The sequence below is a fragment of the Amycolatopsis sp. CA-128772 genome, from assembly GCF_002904295.1.
Taxonomy (GTDB): domain Bacteria; phylum Actinomycetota; class Actinomycetes; order Mycobacteriales; family Pseudonocardiaceae; genus Amycolatopsis.
Genome location: NZ_PPHG01000074.1, coordinates 1 through 17081 on the forward strand (window position 1 = coordinate 1; position 17081 = coordinate 17081).

General features: G+C 70.8%; 13 protein-coding genes and 2 rRNA genes. 8 read left to right on the forward strand and 7 right to left on the reverse strand.

Annotated features, from left to right (window positions below; translation table 11 throughout):
- Both C2L59_RS28140 and rrf read left to right on the forward strand, forming a co-directional pair.
- Window positions 1–2681: ribosomal RNA gene (locus C2L59_RS28140) — 23S ribosomal RNA — on the forward strand; the annotation flags it as partial.
- Window positions 2682–2753: 72 nt separating this feature from the next.
- Window positions 2754–2870 (forward strand): 5S ribosomal RNA (rrf, locus tag C2L59_RS28145).
- 58 nt (window positions 2871–2928) lie between these two features.
- Here the strand turns inward: rrf and cobF are convergent.
- A complete protein-coding gene (gene cobF, locus C2L59_RS28150; protein ID WP_103352545.1) occupies window positions 2929–3693 on the reverse strand; it encodes a precorrin-6A synthase (deacetylating) in 765 nt (254 codons plus the stop codon).
- A gap of 77 nt (window positions 3694–3770) precedes the next feature.
- Between cobF and C2L59_RS28155 the strand changes: the two genes are divergently transcribed.
- Genes C2L59_RS28155 through C2L59_RS28165 form a run of 3 tightly spaced genes read left to right on the forward strand, consistent with a single transcriptional unit; the run spans window position 3771 to window position 6383 of the window.
- Window positions 3771–3977: a heavy-metal-associated domain-containing protein gene (locus C2L59_RS28155; protein WP_103352546.1), complete on the forward strand. Its 207-nt coding sequence runs from the start codon at window positions 3771–3773 to the stop codon at window positions 3975–3977.
- Window positions 3974–6046 (forward strand): cation-translocating P-type ATPase, encoded by a 2073-nt coding sequence (locus tag C2L59_RS28160; protein WP_103352547.1) that lies wholly within the window; start codon window positions 3974–3976, stop codon window positions 6044–6046. The genes C2L59_RS28155 and C2L59_RS28160 overlap by 4 nt, the downstream gene beginning before the upstream one ends.
- A gap of 55 nt (window positions 6047–6101) precedes the next feature.
- Window positions 6102–6383: a metal-sensitive transcriptional regulator gene (locus C2L59_RS28165; protein WP_043785431.1), complete on the forward strand. Its 282-nt coding sequence runs from the start codon at window positions 6102–6104 to the stop codon at window positions 6381–6383.
- A 126-nt stretch (window positions 6384–6509) separates the two neighbouring features.
- On the opposite strand, the gene C2L59_RS28170 is transcribed toward C2L59_RS28165, so the two are convergent.
- The 3 genes from C2L59_RS28170 to C2L59_RS28180 all read right to left on the reverse strand — a co-directional run bounded on the left by C2L59_RS28170 (window position 6510) and on the right by C2L59_RS28180 (window position 8947).
- Window positions 6510–7214 carry a type II CAAX prenyl endopeptidase Rce1 family protein gene (locus C2L59_RS28170; RefSeq protein WP_103352548.1) on the reverse strand — a complete coding sequence of 235 codons (705 nt, stop codon included), beginning with the start codon at window positions 7212–7214 and terminating at the stop codon, window positions 6510–6512.
- The gene (locus C2L59_RS28175; RefSeq protein WP_103352549.1) at window positions 7211–8107 is read right to left on the reverse strand and encodes a M protein; all 897 of its coding nucleotides are present in this window, start codon (window positions 8105–8107) and stop codon (window positions 7211–7213) included. Before C2L59_RS28175 ends, C2L59_RS28170 begins: the two co-directional genes overlap by 4 nt.
- 120 nt (window positions 8108–8227) lie before the next feature.
- On the reverse strand, window positions 8228–8947 hold the full coding sequence (locus C2L59_RS28180) for an MgtC/SapB family protein (RefSeq protein ID WP_103352550.1): 720 nt from the start codon (window positions 8945–8947) through the stop codon (window positions 8228–8230).
- A gap of 107 nt (window positions 8948–9054) precedes the next feature.
- On the opposite strand from C2L59_RS28180, the gene C2L59_RS28185 reads away from it, so the two are divergent.
- Window positions 9055–9732 carry a maleylpyruvate isomerase family mycothiol-dependent enzyme gene (locus tag C2L59_RS28185; RefSeq protein ID WP_103352551.1) on the forward strand — a complete coding sequence of 226 codons (678 nt, stop codon included), beginning with the start codon at window positions 9055–9057 and terminating at the stop codon, window positions 9730–9732.
- 448 nt (window positions 9733–10180) lie between these two features.
- Here C2L59_RS28185 and C2L59_RS28190 read toward each other — a convergent pair whose 3' ends face one another.
- From C2L59_RS28190 to C2L59_RS28200, 3 genes are all read right to left on the reverse strand, one after another.
- A complete protein-coding gene (locus C2L59_RS28190; RefSeq protein ID WP_103352552.1) occupies window positions 10181–11512 on the reverse strand; it encodes a copper resistance CopC/CopD family protein in 1332 nt (443 codons plus the stop codon).
- Entirely contained in the window at window positions 11509–12084 is a 576-nt protein-coding gene (locus tag C2L59_RS28195; RefSeq protein ID WP_103352553.1) for a hypothetical protein, read from the reverse strand. The genes C2L59_RS28190 and C2L59_RS28195 overlap by 4 nt, the downstream gene beginning before the upstream one ends.
- Window positions 12085–12242: 158 nt before the next feature.
- Window positions 12243–12938 carry a winged helix-turn-helix transcriptional regulator gene (locus tag C2L59_RS28200; RefSeq protein ID WP_103352554.1) on the reverse strand — a complete coding sequence of 232 codons (696 nt, stop codon included), beginning with the start codon at window positions 12936–12938 and terminating at the stop codon, window positions 12243–12245.
- Window positions 12939–13227: 289 nt separating this feature from the next.
- On the opposite strand from C2L59_RS28200, the gene C2L59_RS28205 reads away from it, so the two are divergent.
- Together C2L59_RS28205 and C2L59_RS28210 are read left to right on the forward strand one after the other, a co-directional pair.
- A complete protein-coding gene (locus C2L59_RS28205) occupies window positions 13228–15546 on the forward strand; it encodes a TOMM precursor leader peptide-binding protein (protein WP_103352555.1) in 2319 nt (772 codons plus the stop codon).
- Between the two features lie 52 nt (window positions 15547–15598).
- The gene (locus C2L59_RS28210; protein ID WP_103352556.1) at window positions 15599–17044 is read left to right on the forward strand and encodes a SagB/ThcOx family dehydrogenase; all 1446 of its coding nucleotides are present in this window, start codon (window positions 15599–15601) and stop codon (window positions 17042–17044) included.
- The last annotated feature ends 37 nt before the right edge of the window (window positions 17045–17081 follow it).

A 17081-nucleotide genomic window follows, 5' to 3' on the forward strand; every position in this document is an offset into this window, starting at 1 on the left:
TGGTGTTCCCGAGTAGCAGCGAGCTCGTGGAATTTGCTGTGAATCTGCCGGGACCACCCGGTAAGCCTAAATACTTCCTGAAGACCGATAGCGGACGAGTACCGTGAGGGAAAGATGAAAAGTACCCCGGGAGGGGAGTGAAAGAGTACCTGAAACCGTGTGCCTACAAGCCGTCAGAGCCTACTTGTTGGGTGATGGCGTGCCTTTTGAAGAATGAGCCTGCGAGTTAGTGCTGCGTGGCGAGGTTAACCCGTGTGGGGTAGCCGTAGCGAAAGCGAGTCTGAATAGGGCGCCTATAGTCGCGTGGTCTAGACCCGAAGCGGAGTGATCTACCCATGGCCAGGGTGAAGCGACGGTAAGACGTCGTGGAGGCCCGAACCCACTTAGGTTGAAAACTGAGGGGATGAGCTGTGGGTAGGGGTGAAAGGCCAATCAAACTCCGTGATAGCTGGTTCTCCCCGAAATGCATTTAGGTGCAGCGTCGTATGTTTCTCCACGGGGGTAGAGCTACTGGATGGTCTAGGGGCCTTACCGGGTTACCGAAATCAACCAAACTCCGAATACCGTGGTGTTAGAGTACGGCAGTGAGACGGCGGGGGATAAGCTTCGTCGTCGAGAGGGAAACAGCCCAGAACACCAGCTAAGGCCCCTAAGTGTGTGCTCAGTGGGAAAGGATGTGGGATTGCCCAGACAACCAGGAGGTTGGCTTAGAAGCAGCCACCCTTGAAAGAGTGCGTAATAGCTCACTGGTCAAGTGGTCCTGCGCCGACAATGTAGCGGGGCTTAAGCACACCGCCGAAGCTGTGTCATTGACACATGTGATCCATGCGAGCCCTTGAGGTTTGTGTGTAGTCGTGTTGATGGGTAGGGGAGCGTCCTGCACCCAGGGAAGCCGTGGCGGAAGCTAGCGGTGGAGGGTGTGGGAGTGAGAATGCAGGCATGAGTAGCGAATGCAGAGTGAGAAACTCTGCCGCCGGATGACCAAGGGTTCCTGGGCCAGGCTAATCCGCCCAGGGTAAGTCGGGACCTAAGGCGAGGCCGACAGGCGTAGTCGATGGACAACGGGTTGATATTCCCGTACCCGAGCATGTGCGCCCATGACGAGGCGTTTGATACTAACCACCCAAAGCCATCGCTTGAAGCCTTCGGGTGGATGGTGGTGTGTGGAGCGTGGGACCTGATTTCGTAGTAGTCAAGCGATGGGGTGACGCAGGAAGGTAGCTCCGCCAGGCGATGGTTGTCCTGGTGTAAGCGTGTAGGCCGAGTGGTAGGCAAATCCGTCACTCGTGAAGGCTGAGACGTGATGCGTAGCCGTTTGAGGCGAAGTAGAGTGATCCTATGCTGCCGAGAAAAGCCTCTAGTGAGTGCATGCACGGCCCGTACCCCAAACCAACACAGGTGGTCAGGTAGAGAATACCAAGGCGATCGGGTGAACTGTGGTTAAGGAACTCGGCAAAATGCCCCCGTAACTTCGGGAGAAGGGGGGCCAAACATCCTGAAGCCCTTCGCGGGCTAGGGGTGGGTGGCCGCAGAGACCAGCGGAAAGCGACTGTTTACTAAAAACACAGGTCCATGCGAAGTCGCAAGACGATGTATATGGACTGACGCCTGCCCGGTGCTGGAACGTTAAGAGGACCGGTTAGCCAGCAATGGCGAAGCTGAGAATTTAAGCGCCAGTAAACGGCGGTGGTAACTATAACCATCCTAAGGTAGCGAAATTCCTTGTCGGGTAAGTTCCGACCTGCACGAATGGCGTAACGACTTTCCGGCTGTCTCAACCACAGGCCCGGCGAAATTGCACTACGAGTAAAGATGCTCGTTACGCGCGGCAGGACGGAAAGACCCCGGGACCTTTACTATAGTTTGGTATTGGTTTTCGGTTCGGCTTGTGTAGGATAGGTGGGAGACTGTGAAGTGGTCACGCTAGTGGCTGTGGAGTCGTTGTTGAAATACCACTCTGGTCGAATTGGGAATCTGAACCTCGGGCCATGATCTGGTTCAGGGACAGTGCCTGATGGGTAGTTTAACTGGGGCGGTTGCCTCCTAAAGAGTAACGGAGGCGCCCAAAGGTTCCCTCAGCCTGGTTGGCAATCAGGTGTTGAGTGCAAGTGCACAAGGGAGCTTGACTGTGAGACAGACATGTCGAGCAGGGACGAAAGTCGGGACTAGTGATCCGGCACCTCCTGGTGGAAGGGGTGTCGCTCAACGGATAAAAGGTACCCCGGGGATAACAGGCTGATCTTGCCCAAGAGTCCATATCGACGGCATGGTTTGGCACCTCGATGTCGGCTCGTCGCATCCTGGGGCCGGAGTAGGTCCCAAGGGTTGGGCTGTTCGCCCATTAAAGCGGCACGCGAGCTGGGTTTAGAACGTCGTGAGACAGTTCGGTCCCTATCCGCCGCGCGCGTAGGATACTTGAGGAAGGCTGTCCCTAGTACGAGAGGACCGGGACGGACGAACCTCTGGTGTGCCAGTTGTTCTGCCAAGGGCATGGCTGGTTGGCCACGTTCGGAAGGGATAACCGCTGAAGGCATCTAAGCGGGAAGCCTGTTCCAAGATGAGGTATCCCACCCTTTGTGGGTTAAGGCCCCCAACAGACCATTGGGTTGATAGGCCAGAAATGGAAGCACAGTAATGTGTTGTCGAGTTGACTGGTACTAATAGGCCGAGGACTTGTCTACGAAGATGTTGCGCATCCACTCTACGGTTCTGAAACACCACGCCGGTGAACGGTGTGTGTTGTTTCGGAGTGTTTCGGTGGTTTTAGCGTCAGGGAAACGCCCGGTCCCATTCCGAACCCGGAAGCTAAGCCTGACAGCGCCGATGGTACTGCAACCGAAGGGTTGTGGGAGAGTAGGACACCGCCGAACTCAACATGATGGAAAGGCCCCGGTCGAGAACCCCGCAAGGTTCTCCCGGGGCCTTTTCCTATTCCCCGGCCGGCCGGCGCAGCAGGCACGTGTCCATGATCCACCCGTGCCGTTCCCGCGCCTCCGCCCGGACGCGCCGGATGTCCTCGGCCAGCGCCGGCGTCAGCGGGCCCGAACGCAGGATCTCGTGCGGCGTGCCGAGGTAGGCGCCCCAGAAGATGTGCAGCCCCTCGTCGACGTAGCGGTCGAACGTCGTGTGGGCGTCCAGCAACACGAACACGTCGTCGGCCCCGTCCGGCCAGCCCGAAGCGAGCCGGCGGCCCGTGGTCAGCTGGACCGCCCGGCCGATCTGGTTCATCGTCGTCCGGTGCCGGGCCGCCAACGCCGAAATGCTGCTGATCCCCGGCACCACCTCGTACTCGAACGCCACGTTCCCCCGCACCAGCACCGCCTCGATCAACGCGATCGTGCTGTCGTACAGCGACGGGTCACCCCACACCAGGAACGCGCCCACCTCGCCCGGCCCCAGCGACGACAGGATCAGCGATTCGTACACCGCCGCGCGCGCCGCGTGCCAGTCCGCCACCGCCGCGCGGTAATCCGCCGGGGTGCGGTCACGGGGTGGGTCCTCCGCCCGGACCACGCGGTACTCGCGCGTCACGAACCGGTCCAGGATCTCCTGCCGCAGCCGCACCAGGTCGGCCTTCTCCGCGCCCTTGTCGAGGACGAAGAACACGTCGACGCGGTTGAGGCGGTCGATGGCCTGGACCGTCAGGTGCTCGGGGTCGCCGGCGCCGATGCCGATCGCGTAGATCTTCCGCATGCCGCGAGTCTGGCGGGCCCCGATGGAGAACCCCTACCCCCGATGGGTATAAAGGAAGGAGACGAAAGGAGCGGGAAATGGCCGAAACGACCTACACCGTCGAGGGCATGACCTGCGGGCACTGTGCCACGTCGGTCCGCGAGGAGGTCTCCGAACTCGACGGCGTCCGGAACGTGGACGTCGACGTCGAGAGCGGGCGCGTGACCGTGACCAGCGACACCCCGCTCACCACCGACGCGGTGGCCGCCGCCGTGACCGAGGCCGGCTACCGCCTGGTCGCGTGAGCCCCGCCGACGTGACCACCGCGACCCGCGTCGAGCTCGCCATCGGCGGGATGACGTGCGCGTCCTGCGCCGCCCGCGTCGAGCGGAAGCTCAACAAGGTCGACGGCGTCACCGCGACGGTCAACTACGCCACCGAAAAAGCCCAGGTCAGCTACCCGAGCCGGCTTTCGGTGAGCGACCTCACGGCCGTCGTCGAAGCCGCCGGCTACTCCGCGCGGCTCCCCGAGCCGGAGACGCCGGACGAACCGGCGACCCTGCGCAAACGTTTGCTCACCTCCGCGGTGCTCACCGTGCCGCTGGTCGCGCTCGCGATGGTCCCGGCTTGGCAGTTCCCGGGCTGGGCCTGGGCCGCGCTCGTCCTCGCCGCCCCGGTCGTGACCTGGGGCGCCTGGCCGTTCCACCGTGCCGCCGCGGTCAACCTGCGGCACGCGACCGCCACGATGGACACGCTGATCTCCCTCGGTGTCGTCGCTTCCGTGGCCTGGTCGCTGTACGCCCTCCTCGCCGGCGGCGGCCACCACCACCTGTACTTCGAGGTCGCCGCCGCCGTCGCCACGTTCATCCTGGCCGGCCGCTACTTCGAGACGCGGGCGAAGCGCCGCGCCGGCGCCGCCCTGCGCGCGCTCATGGACCTCGGTGCGAAGGACGTCACCGTCCTGCGCGACGGCGAGGAGCACCTGGTCCCGGTGGCCGGCCTCCACGAAGGAGACTTCTTCCTCGTCCGGCCCGGCGAGAAGATCGCCACCGACGGCGTGGTCACCGAAGGCGGCTCCGCGGTCGACACCAGCATGCTCACCGGGGAATCCGTCCCGGTCGAGGTCGGGCCGGGCGACGCGGTCACCGGCGCCACCGTCAACGTCGGCGGGCGCCTGTTCGTGCGGGCCACCCGCGTCGGCGACGACACGCGCCTGGCGCAGATGGCGCGGCTCGTCGAGGCCGCCCAGAACGGCAAGGCCGGGGCCCAGCGGCTCGCCGACCGCGTCTCGGCGGTGTTCGTCCCGCTGGTCGTCCTCGCGGCGCTGGCCACGCTGGTGGTCTGGCTCGCCACCGGCGGGGCCCCGGACCAGGCGTTCACCGCCGCGGTCGCGGTGCTGATCATCGCCTGCCCGTGCGCGCTCGGCCTCGCGACGCCGACGGCGCTGCTCGTCGGCACCGGCCGGGGCGCCCAGCTGGGCATCCTGATCAAGGGCCCCGAGGTGCTCGAATCCACCCGCCGCGCCGACACCGTCGTCCTGGACAAGACCGGCACCGTCACCACCGGCCGGATGACCCTGGTCGAGGGCGACGGCGAGGCGCTGCGGCTGGCGGGCGCCGTCGAGGCCGCCTCCGAACACCCCATCGGCCGCGCCATCGCGGAGGCGGCGAAGCAGCGGTTCGGCGTGCTTCCCGCGGTCACGGACTTCCGCAGCACGCCGGGCGTCGGCGTGACCGGCGTGGTCGAAGGCCGCACGGTCAGCGTCGGGCGCGCCGAGGGCGACGCCGCGACGACGGTCGGCGTGACCTGGGACGGCGAGGTCCGCGGCCGGCTGGTCGTCGCCGACACGATCAAGCCGACGTCCGCGCAGGCCGTCGCCGAGCTGCGCGAACTCGGCCTGACGCCGGTGCTGCTGACTGGCGACAACGCCGGCGCGGCGCGGGCGATCGCGGCCGAGGCGGGGATCGACGAGGTCGTCGCCGAGGTGCTGCCGGAGGAGAAGGTCGCGGTCGTCAAGCGGCTGCAGGCCGAGGGCCGCGTGGTGGCGATGGTCGGCGACGGCGTCAACGACGCGGCCGCGCTCGCCCAGGCCGACCTGGGCCTGGCCATGGGCACCGGCACGGACGCGGCGATCGAGGCGAGCGACCTGACCCTGGTGCGCGGCGACCTGCGCGTGGCGGCCGACGCGATCCGGCTGGCCCGGCGGACGCTGTCGACGATCAAGGCCAACCTGTTCTGGGCGTTCGCCTACAACGTGGCGGCGCTGCCGCTGGCCGCACTGGGCCTGCTCGACCCGATGATCGCGGGCGCGGCGATGGCGTGCTCGTCGGCGTTCGTGGTCAGCAACAGCCTCCGCCTGCGCCGCTTCCGCTGACACCCCGGGAGGGTATAGTCGGTGGCGGGAAGCCGACGACGGGGACAGGTGGGCGATGACGGGTTACGGCAGCGAGCGGGACGCCTATCTCAAGCGGCTGCGCCGGATCGAGGGGCAGATCCGCGGGTTGCAGCGCATGGTCGAGCAGGACAAGTACTGCATCGACATCCTGACCCAGGTCTCGGCGGCCACGAAGGCGCTGCAGTCGTTCTCCCTGGAGCTGCTGGACGAGCACCTGGCCACCTGCGTGGTCCAGGCGGCCGCTGCGGGCGGCGAGGAAGCGGACCTGAAGGTGCGGGAAGCGTCGGACGCCATCGCGCGGCTGGTTCGCTCGTAGGCGGCAGCGCTGCTGGTTCGTTCTTCGGGGCGGGAGCGCTACTGGTTCGTTCTTCGGGGCAGGAGCGCTGCTGGTTCGTTCTTCGGGGCAGGAGCGCTGCTGGTTCGTTCGTGAGCCGAGCGCCGCTCAGCGCACCAATACCGCGAGGGCCAGGCCGCCCGCGTTGGTCGTGAAGTGCACGATCACCGACGCCAGCACGCCGCGGCCCGTGTGCCGCCACCAGTGCAGGAAGATCCCGGCCGCGCCTGCTGCCGCCATGGCCAGGACCTGCAGCACCACCGCCGGCGTCGAACCGAACACCTCGTGGACCGCCGCGTTGCGGCCGATCGCCAGGGCCGGGAGCGCGTGCCACAGGCCGAACAGCGCCGCCGCCGCGAGGATCGGGCGCCAGCGCCACCGTTCGTCGGCCGCGCCGAACAGGGCCGGGAGCACTCCGCGGAACGCCACCTCCTCGATCAGCACCGTGCCGAACAGGATGCGGCCGCACGTCAGCCACAGCAGCTGGGCGAAGTCCGGGTCGCCGACGCGGCCGTCCTGATACACCGTGCGCAGCGCCGGGACCGCCAGCGCGATGCCGAACACCACCGCCACCAGCCCCGCTCCGGCCAAGCCGACCAGCGCGGGACGGCGGACCGTGTGCAAGCCCAGGTCAAGCCACGAACACCCGGCCGCGCGGGCCAGCGCCACCAGCACCGCCGCCGCCACCAGGCCGCACAGCGGGTACGCCCACCCCGGCAGGACTCGGTTGGCCAGGGTCGTCGACGCCGCCAGCGTCACCACCGCCGCGGCCACCGCCGGCCCGCGCCGGACCGAAGCGGCGGCGTTCGTCAACCGACCGCCAGGTCGGTCGCCGGTGAACGGCGCTGGACCGGGACTCTCTTCGACATCGGCAACGTCGCCTCCGGGTCGAACGGTCCCGGGCGGTCGTCGAGGGCGACCGCCGCGTCGGCCAGCAGGGACCGGCAGCCCGTGAGGCTCGCATGGAGCTTGTCGCGGACCTCGGACAACGCCGTGACCTCGCGTCGGGCCGCCTCGACCAGCGATTCGCCGTGGCGGGTCGCGTCGGTGACCACCTGCGCCGCCTTCTCGCGGGCCGCGGCCAGCTCGCCTTTGGCCGTCGTGACCAGCTGATCCGCCTTCGCGCGGGCGGCCGCTTCCTGCTCGGCCAGCTCGCGCGCCGCGTCGGTGCGCCGGACCGTCATGGCGCGCGTGTGGTCCTCTTCCAGCTGGGCGCGGCGATGCGCCGCGGCCTCGTCGAGCTCGCGACGGCGCAGCTCGGCCGCGCGGACGAACTCCTCGTGCTCGGCGCGCTGCCGCTCGCGCTCGGCCTCGGCGTCCGCGACCAGCCGGCGTTCCTTCTCGGTGAGCCGGACGGCCTCCGCCTCGGCCTCGCGGCGGATCCCCGCCGCCGTTTCCCTTGCCTGCGCGGTGATTTCCGCCGCTTCCTCGCGGGTCAGCTCGATCATCCGGCGAGCGCGCTCCTGCAGCGCGTCCGCCGGGATCGGCGTCATGCTGATCCGGTCGATCTTCACGCGGAGCTCACGGTTCTCCTCGGCGAGCTCGGCCCCGCGTCGCCGCGCCGCGTCGCGTTCGGCGGTGAGCCTGCGGATCTCGGCCTCGGCCCACTCGACGTATTCGGTGACCTGTGCGCGCTGAAAACCGCGCCACGCCAGGTCGAATCCGGGCAACGCGAGCGCCACGTCCTCGCCACCGCCGGGGGCCATGTCTCACCTCCGAATTGGATGGTTTCTCCCCGGCCGCGCGTTTCCGTTGCGGCATCGGGGAATTTCGTGTGTACCCCAGTGTGCCGCAAACTCCCCGCCGAGCGCTCCCCGGGCGGGCGATCATTCGTCGAACGGTTCCCCGCGGCCGGTGGACGTGCTCCGCACGCCGGGCAGTTCGGCCAGTTCCCCGGCGAGGTCGTAAAGATCACCGCGCCCGTCCAGGCGCAGCGTGACGACCGCAATCCGGTGCCCCTCCTCGGAAACCGACTCGTGGTCGACGTCGACGCGGTGCACGGACCAGCCGCGTCCGGTGCACGCGGCGAGCGCCGCGCGCAGCACGCCGCGGCCGTCGAGATAGCTCAACCGGATCACCGGCGGTTCACGCCGGTGGCGCGCGACGAACCGCTGCAGCGGCGGCAGCCCGCGCGTCACCACGAAATGGGCGATGGTCGTGCCGGCGGCGAGCACCGGCAGCCCGGCACCGCACGCCGTGCCGACGGCGGCGGTGAGCCAGATGGTCGCCGCCGTGGTCAGCCCGCGCACCGCGTCGCGGCGGACGAAGATCAGGCCGCCGCCGACGAAGCCGATGCCGGACACGATCTGCGCGGCGATCCGCGACGGGTCGAGCGAGACTTGGTCGAGGCCGAGCAGGTCGGCGAAGCCGTACTTCGACACGAGCATGAACACGGCCGAGCCGACGCCGACCAGGCTGTGCGTGCGCAGCCCGGCGGCCTTCATGCCGGCCTCGCGCTCGAGCCCGATGGCGACGCTCAGCACGAGCGCCAGCAGGACCGGCGGCAGCAGCTCCCACTGCGCCGACGTGGACCACAGGGTGGGCAACGGACCTCCAAGCGGGTTCGGTGGCGGCACGCGAGGAGAACCGGCGGGGCCGCCACCAGGGCATACTGGGCCTCGAGCACCGATCGTGCCAGGGTGAGGTGGAACGCGTGACAGCGACTCGGCCGGTCCCGGCACCGGACTTCGTGGGCTACCCGGCGGTGCGGCGCGGCATCCGCGCCCTGCTCGAGGGGCGGCCCGGCGACCACCACCGCCCGGTCCCGGCGTGTCCTGAATGGACGGTCACCGACCTGCTCGGCCACCTCACCGCCATCGCCGAACGCGTGCTCGCCCGCCACGGCGGCACCCCGCCCCCGGCACCGGACGAGCCGCCGTCGGTGCCGGCGCTGCTCGACCGCTGGGACGAGGTCGGCGCGGAGGTCGACCGCCGGCTCGCGGCCGCGGGCGGGACCAGCGGCGAGATCATGGTGATGGACGCCTACACCCACGAGCTGGACCTGCGCGCGGCACTGGGCGTGCCGCCGCCGGTGGAGCACGCGGCCTGGGCGCCGAGCTTCGACCTGCTGGTCCGCGGCTTCTCGGGTTCGGTCACCGGCCACGGGCTGCGACCCCTGCACCTGCGCACGACCGGCGGTTCGGTGTGGACGGCGGGCCCGGGCCGGCCCACGGCATCGCTGACGGCGCCGGCGTACGACCTGTACCGCGCGCTGGCCGGCCGCCGGTCGCTCGGGCAGCTGGCGGAGCTGGAGTGGAGTGAGGCGCCGGGGCCGTGGCTGCCGGCGTTCACGTGGGGGCCGTTCGCACCGCCGGCACGGCCGGGCGCTTGAGGGCCTCCCGGCTGGCTGACGGCTGACTGGCGGCTGACACCGCCACGCCGGCCGTGGCTGATCGGGCGGGGCGACCGCTCCCCAGCCGCGGGGGTGGTGAGCAGCGCCGGAACCCCGACGCCGGCCGGCCGGAGTGGGGGCCGGCCTCAGCAGAGCGGTGGGGAGCGCCATCCTTGCCGCGGCTGCTCGGTGGTGGGGCGACCGCCCGCGGCAGCGGGGCGGGTGAGCGGCCTCGGCCGTCGGGTGGGGCGGTGTGCAGCGCCGGCACCGCTACCCTTGCCGCGGCTGCTCGGAGGCGAGGCGACCGCCCACGGCTGCGGGGCGGGTGAGCGGCCTCGGCCGTCGGGTGGGGCGGTGTGCAGCGCCGGCACCGCCGCACCTGCTCGGGGCGAGGCGACCGCCCGCACCTGCTCGGGGCGAGGCAACCGCCCGCAGCTGCGGCGCGGCCTCAGCCGCCCGGTGGGGTCACTGTCAGCAAGGCCGCCAGCGCCAACACCCCCACGCTGAGCACCACCTCGACCGCCACCGCCAGCCGCAAGCGGTGCAAGCTTGCCGCGACCGTCTTCGTTGCGCCCTTCTCCGCGGTGCCCGTCAAACTCCGGTGCACCGCCCGGCGCGACCGGCTCGCCACCGCCAGCAGCACCGCGAAGCCGGCGATCTTCAGCAGTACCAGCAGGCCGAACCCGGTGGTCCAGAGCGTGCGCAACGACGGCATGATGCGCAGGGCCAGCACCGCGCCGCTGAGGGCGATCGCTCCCACCGAGCCCGCCGCGAGGCCGGAGAACCGGGCCGCCACCGGGGCGAGGTCCTCGTCCGCGGCCGGGCGGAACAGGGCCAGGGCCAGCTGGGTCAACCCGCCCGCCCAGAGGGCGATCGCGCCGAAGTGCACCAGGTCCGCCGTCACCGAGACGAACATGATCGGGTCCGTGACCGGGTGGCCGGTGGCCGAGAACGTCAGCAGCACCACGAAGCCGCTCACCATGGCCAGGTTCTCGTAGCGGGACCGCAGCCGGTCGGGGAGCGCCGGCCGCAGGAGGCCCGGCACCAGCACCGCCAGCGCGGCCACCGCCGCCAGCCGCAGGAGCAGGAGCTTTCCGTACGCGACGCGCCAGGTGTCCGCGAGCAGCCCCGTGTCGAAGACCGCCTCGAGGTTCCGGCCGGCCGCGTACGGGCCCTGCAGCACGAAGGCCGCCACCGTGGTCACCGCGACCAGCCCGGCGCCCCAGCTCAGGAGCCGCCGGGCGCGGGGGTCGGTGCGGGCCGCCGGGCGGCACAGGACCACGAACGCCAGGCCGCCCAGGAGCACCACGCCCAGGTAGGCGAGCCAGCGCACCGTCGTCGACAGGGCGCCGACGGCCGCGTCGGTGCCGGTGGCCGCCGACACCGCGCCCGCCGACGTCACCAGCGGGCCGGTGCCGACCACGAACGCGACGGTGCCGCGCACCGGGTGGGAATCGGCCGAGACGAAGGCGTATTCGACCAGGTAGCTGCCGTCCGGCAGGCCGGCCTGCAGCCGCACCGCGACCTGCTCGGCGGCCTCGCCGGGCTGGAACACCGGCCCGGTGTCCACCTGCCGGCCGCCGAGGTCGACGACCTTGATCGACCCCGGCTGGATCCCGACGTTCTCCGACAGGGTGACCGACACGAGGGACGGCGCCGCGCTCAGGCGGGCGCCGTCCCCGGGGGTCGACGAGATGATCTCGACGTGGGCGGACGCCGGCGTGGCGCTGAACAGCAGCCAGCCGGCGAGCAGCGCCAGCAGCGCCAGCGCCCGCTTCACGACGCGGCGAGCACGGGCTGCCTGGGCGTGCCGCAGGAGCAGCCGGTCACCTTGCGCTCGGCGGCCGAGGCGCGCCGGTGCAGGACGACCGCGACGATCATCGGGATGGTGACGATCGTGTTGTAGAACAGGTGCAGCTCCACGCGGGGCACCAGCAGCTGGATGATGCTCGTGGGCACCTTCTGCCCGGCCAGCCGCCAGCCCGACTGCGCCTGGATGAACAGCAGCAGGTGCTCGATGTGGTGCCAGAACTGGATGCCCAGCGCGAGGTTCCACCACTGCCGGGACCGGCCCGCGAAGCCGTGGCGCAGGACCCACAGGAAGACCAGCATCACCAGCGCGTAGCCGTAGTGCAGCCACTCCTGCGAAATCAGCCACGGGAACGGCATCCCGAGCACGCCGCGCGCCTTCGAGGTGGGCCAGCCGAAGCCGTAGATCTGGACGGCCTGGACGATGTGCTCGGCCCAGTGCGCGACGACGATGACCATGAACACGGCGAGCGCGCGGTGGTGGTGGCGGCTGTTGAGCTCGCCGAGGAACCCGCCCGGCCGGGCGACTGCGGACGTCGACATGTGCACCCCAGTGTCTCGCGAATCCGGCATTTCGGTGTGTCGACGATATCGGGCCGCGGGCGGCCGCCGATTACTCCAGAGTGCTGATCCCGGAACGGGAATTGCGGCACCCGGCGGATTGCGCCGGGGCCGCGGGTGGGACGTCCGGAACGGGCGGGTCAGTGCAGCGCGAGACCGGTCGAGCGCTCGGGGGCCGGCGGGATGTGGAACAGCCGGGTGAACACGTCGAGGTGGGCGGGGTCGCCCTCCAGCCGGACCTTGCCGCCGTCGATGGCGTCCTTGGCCGACAGGCTGCCGGTGAGCAGGTCGAACAGCGCCGGGCCCTGCGGTTCGATCACCAGGTCGGCGTCGGGCAGCGCCCCCGCGGACGCCTTGAGCGCGCCGTCGTCGACCATCGCGTGCACGATCATCTCGCCGCCGAGGTGGTGCACCTCGTAGTTCAGGTGGACACCCGCGGCGGCCTCCTCCTGGAAGGTCGCGTACAGCGAGATGATCGCCGTGTCCAGGGTGAAGGCGTCGTCCGGCTTCGGGTAGCTCAGCGAGCGCGCGCCCCACAGGCCGAGGTCGAGCACGATCTGGTCCAGCTCGGCGCCGTACTCGGTGAGTTCGTAGACGACGCCGGCGTCCAGCTGCGAGAGGACGCGGCGGCGCAGGACGCCCGCCTCCTCGAGCTCGTTCAGGCGCGAGGTCAGGATGCTCACCGGGATCCGCGGCAGGGTGCGCTGCAGGTCGTTGAACCGCTTCGGGCCGAGCATGAGGTCACGCACGACGAGCAGCGACCACCGTTCCCCGACGATCTCGAGTGCCCGGGCGAGGCCGCAGAACTGTCCGTAGGTGCGAGCAGAGGTAGGCATACTCGGGTCCTCACTTGTGTCGGAGTGCCGGCCCGGGAGCGGTCCGATTCGCGCAGGGCCGCGACTTCGGTTACGGTGCGCCGTGCCGCCAAGGGCGTCGCTGTCTACGGTGACGGTTCCCGGCCGCGTACGGCCAGTGAGCCGTGCACTCCCGCGCTGTGCGTTTTTCATGTTCAAACATGGGAAACGCACGTCTTCGGCCGTGCTCGCGGCACTGGCCGTGCGGTCACCTGGTGGAGCAGGATTCTGATTCCTCGTCCCGCCCACCCGACGACCGGCAGGAGAGCGCATGCGCAACGCAGCGGTGGACGCGCGGATCCCGGCAGGCGACGGCGAGCCCGCGCCCGCGCCGGCCGCCACCCCGGCGCCCGCCTTCCGACGGCACCTGCGGGCCGAAGTCCGGGAGGGCAAGGGGGCCTACCTCTTTTCCGAACAGGGCGTCATCGCGATGCGCGGCGCCAAGATCGAGTCGCTGGCGGCGCTGCTGGACGGCACCCACGACCTCGAACGGCTGCTGCGCGGCCGTCCCGGCGGGATGGCGCCCGAGGAGGTCGCCGCGCTGCTGACGCAGCTGGTCGACGCCGGCCTGGTGACGTTGCGCAGCCGGCCCGCCGAACCGCGTCCCGGCGACGAGGGCGTGCTGGCCTACTGGGACGCCTGTGGCGTCGACGCCGACCTCGCGGCCGCACGGCAGGGCACCGTGCAGCTGATCGCGGTGGGCGACGACGCCGACGGCGTCGACCCGGGCGCGGTCGAGCGGGCCCTGGCCGGCGCCGGGCTCGGCGTGCGCACGGACGGCGGCCCCGCCGAGCTTTCGGTCGTGCTGTGCGCCGACTACCTCGACCCGCGGCTGGCCACGATCGACGCGGAGCACCGGCGGGCCGGGCGGCCGTGGCTGCTGGCCCGGCCGTGGGGCGCCCACGTCTGGATCGGGCCCGTGCTGCAGCCGGGCGGCGCGTGCTGGCACTGCCTGACCCACCGGCTGTGGGGCCACCGGCACGCCGAGGCGTGCGTGCAGGAGGAACTCGGCCACGACGGCCCGGCGCGCCGGCCGATGGCCGCGCTGCCGCCGCTGACCGCGGCCGCCGCGCACCTGGTCGCCCTGGAGGCGGCCAAGTGGGTGGCCGGGTACCGCTACCAGGGCCAGCAGTGCGTGTGGACGCTCGACACGCTCGACCTGCAGGGCCGGCTGCACGAGCTGCGCCGCCGCCCGCAGTGCCCGCGCTGCGGCGACCCGTGGCTGGTGGCGTGGCGTTCGACGCGGCCGGTCGTGCTGCAGCCGGCCAAGAAGGCGACCACCGGCGGCGGCGGGCACCGCACCGCGACGCCGGCGCAGATGCTCGACCGGCACCGGCACCTGGTCAGCCCGATCACCGGAATTGTCAAGGAGATCCAGCGCGACCCGGCCGCGCCGTGGTTCGCCAACGCGTACCGCTCCGGGCCCAACATCGCCCGGGGCGTCACCGGCATGGCGGCCCTCGCCGCCGGGCTGCGCTGCGAGAACGGCGGCAAGGGCGTCAGCCCGCTCGACGCCGAGGTCAGCGCGCTCTGCGAGGCCGCGGAACGGTTCTCCGGCAACTTCCAGGGTGACGAGCTGCGGATCCGGGGCTCCTTCGACGAGCTGGCCGAGCAGGCCGTCCACCCCAACGACTGCATGCTCTTCGCGGACCGGCAGTACACCGAGCGCACCGCCTGGAACGCCGAGCACGCGGACTTCCAGCGCGTAGGCGAGCCGTTCGACCGCGCCGCCCGGATCGACTGGACGCCGGTGTGGTCGACGTCCGGGCGCCGCCGCCTGCTGCCGACGTCGTTCCTGTACTACGGCACCCCGCGGGAGGGGTCGGCGCGCGGGGTGCGCGCCGACTCGAACGGCGCCGCGGCGGGCAGCAGCCTGGAGGACGCCATCCTGCAGGGGGCGCTGGAGCTCGTCGAGCGCGACGCCGTCGCCCTGTGGTGGTACAACCGCACGCCGGTGCCGGGCGTCGACCTCGCGTCGTTCGCCGACCCGTGGCTGGCGGAGATGTCCGCGAACTACGCGGCGATCAACCGCGAGCTGTGGGTCCTCGACGTCACCTCGGACCTGGGGATCCCGGTGACCGTCGCGCTGTCCCGGCGGACCGACAGCTCGCACGAGGACATCATGCTGGGCTTCGGCGCGCACCTGGACCCGCGGATCGCGGTCCGCCGCGCGGTGACCGAGCTGAACCAGATGCTGCCCATCGTGCAGGCCGCCGGCGCGGGCCTCGACGACCCGGACGCGCGCCGCTGGCTCGCGCACGCCACCGTCGCGAACCAGCCGTACCTGCGGCCCGCGGCCGGGCAGCGGATGCGGACCGCCGCGGACTTCCCGTTCGTCAACCGGACCGACGTCCGCGACGACGTCGAGGCGCTGGGCCGGGTGTTCGGCCGCGCCGGGCTGGACCTGCTGGTGCTCGACCAGACCCGGCCCGACGTCGGGATCCCGGTGGTCAAGGTGCTCGCGCCGGGGCTCCGCCCGTTCTGGGCCCGGTTCGCGCCCGGCCGGCTCTTCGACGTTCCGGTCCGGCTGGGCCGGCTCGACGTGCCGACGCCGTACGAGGGGCTCAACCCCTTCCCGATGTTCCTGTGAGGGCGTCCCCGCAGGGGGCCCGTGTTCGTTAGGTTCGCTTGAGGAGTTGGCCTTGCCTGCTGACCGCCCGGAAGGGATCCCGGAGACCGTCCGGCTCTGGTCCCTCACCGAAGACACCTTGCTGGAGGCGGGGGACGACGACACCGTCGTCGCGATCACCTGGTGGGGCGAGTACGAACTGGCGGGGATACCCGGGCCGGTCCGCGAGTCGCTGAGCCGGATGGTGCTCGGCCCGGTGTCGATGCGCAACCTCGCGTCGTCGGTGGCCGGCGGCGCGGAAGCGTGGGCGGCGGCGCTGCGGAAGGTCCTCAACCGGCTGTCCGGCTCGGTCGTGCACTCGCTGGCCCTCAACGACGGCCGCGGACCGGTGCTTTCGGCGATCCCGGTGACCCAGTCGCCGGTCTTCGCGACCGATCCGGTGCCACCCGGACGGCTGATCAAGCTGTCGCGGTTCTCGGCGATGCGCCCGGAGGACGGCGGCCTGCTGCTCGAGTCGCCCCGCGCCCGGTACCGGGTCGCCCTGCTGCGCCCGCCCGCGGTGACCGTGGCGTCGTCGCTGGCCGGCCCGGTCACCGTCGCGCAGGTGGCCGAGGCGACCGGGCTGACCGAGCTGCTGGTGGCGGACGTCGTGGCGTTCCTGGTGGCCGCGGGCGTGGTGCTGGTGGCCGACGACTGGGCGGCGTTCGCCGAGGACACCGACGCCGAACTGGCCGTCTGGTCGCCCGACGACCTGATGTTCCACGCCCGCAGCCGGACCTGGCAGAAGAGCAGGCCGCCGGACCCGGAGGCGCACCGGGTGGGGACCGAACCGCCGGTGGTCAAGCAGCTCACCGCGGGTCCGACCTTCCCGCTGCACCGGCCCGACCGGGCGGTGATCGAGGCGACCGACCCGGCCCTGACCACGCTGCTCGAACGCGACCACACGTGCCCCGAGGTGACCGAGCGCGCGTTGTCCGCCGAGCAGGTCGGCGAGCTGCTCTACCGCGCGGCGCGGGTGCGGTCGATCGGGCCGGCCCACCTGCCGGGCGGCCCCGGCCACGAGGCGTCCCAGCGGCCGTACTTCAGCGTCGCCTGCCTGTACGAGCTGGAGATCTACGTCGGGATCAACCGCTGCGCGGGCCTGGCGCGGGGGATCTACCACTACGACCCGCTGTGGCACACGCTGACGCTGATCAACGACGACATGGGCGTCCTGGACGGCATGCTCGACGTGGCGATGATCGGCGCCGGCAGCCACCGCCGTCCCTCGGTGCTGCTGACGATGACCGCGCGGATGTCGCGGATCGCCTGGGTCCTCGGCAGCGCGGCGTACGCGACGACGCTGGTGCACGTGGGCGCCCTGCAGCAGGTGCTCTACCTCACCGCGAAGGCGATGGGCCTGACCGCGCACGCCGTCCCGGTCGACGCCGGCGACCGCGTCGACCGCTCGCTGAAGCTGGAGTGGCCGACGGAGGTGAGCGTCGGGGAGTGCGTGCTGGACTTCCCGTTCTCCGGGTAGCCGCAGCCGCGGACCGCCGGCCGATGATCGATCGGCA

What these genes read in the sequence shown, in the direction of transcription:
- C2L59_RS28165 (WP_043785431.1), top strand. Translation starts at nt 6,102, where the DNA reads ATGACGGGTTACGGCAGCGAGCGGGACGCCTATCTCAAGCGGCTGCGC.
- C2L59_RS28195 (WP_103352553.1), bottom strand. Translation starts at nt 12,084, where the DNA reads ATGTCGACGTCCGCAGTCGCCCGGCCGGGCGGGTTCCTCGGCGAGCTC.
- C2L59_RS28205 (WP_103352555.1), top strand. Translation starts at nt 13,228, where the DNA reads ATGCGCAACGCAGCGGTGGACGCGCGGATCCCGGCAGGCGACGGCGAG.
- C2L59_RS28200 (WP_103352554.1), bottom strand. Translation starts at nt 12,938, where the DNA reads ATGCCTACCTCTGCTCGCACCTACGGACAGTTCTGCGGCCTCGCCCGG.
- C2L59_RS28155 (WP_103352546.1), top strand. Translation starts at nt 3,771, where the DNA reads ATGGCCGAAACGACCTACACCGTCGAGGGCATGACCTGCGGGCACTGT.
- cobF (WP_103352545.1), bottom strand. Translation starts at nt 3,693, where the DNA reads ATGCGGAAGATCTACGCGATCGGCATCGGCGCCGGCGACCCCGAGCAC.
- C2L59_RS28175 (WP_103352549.1), bottom strand. Translation starts at nt 8,107, where the DNA reads ATGGCCCCCGGCGGTGGCGAGGACGTGGCGCTCGCGTTGCCCGGATTC.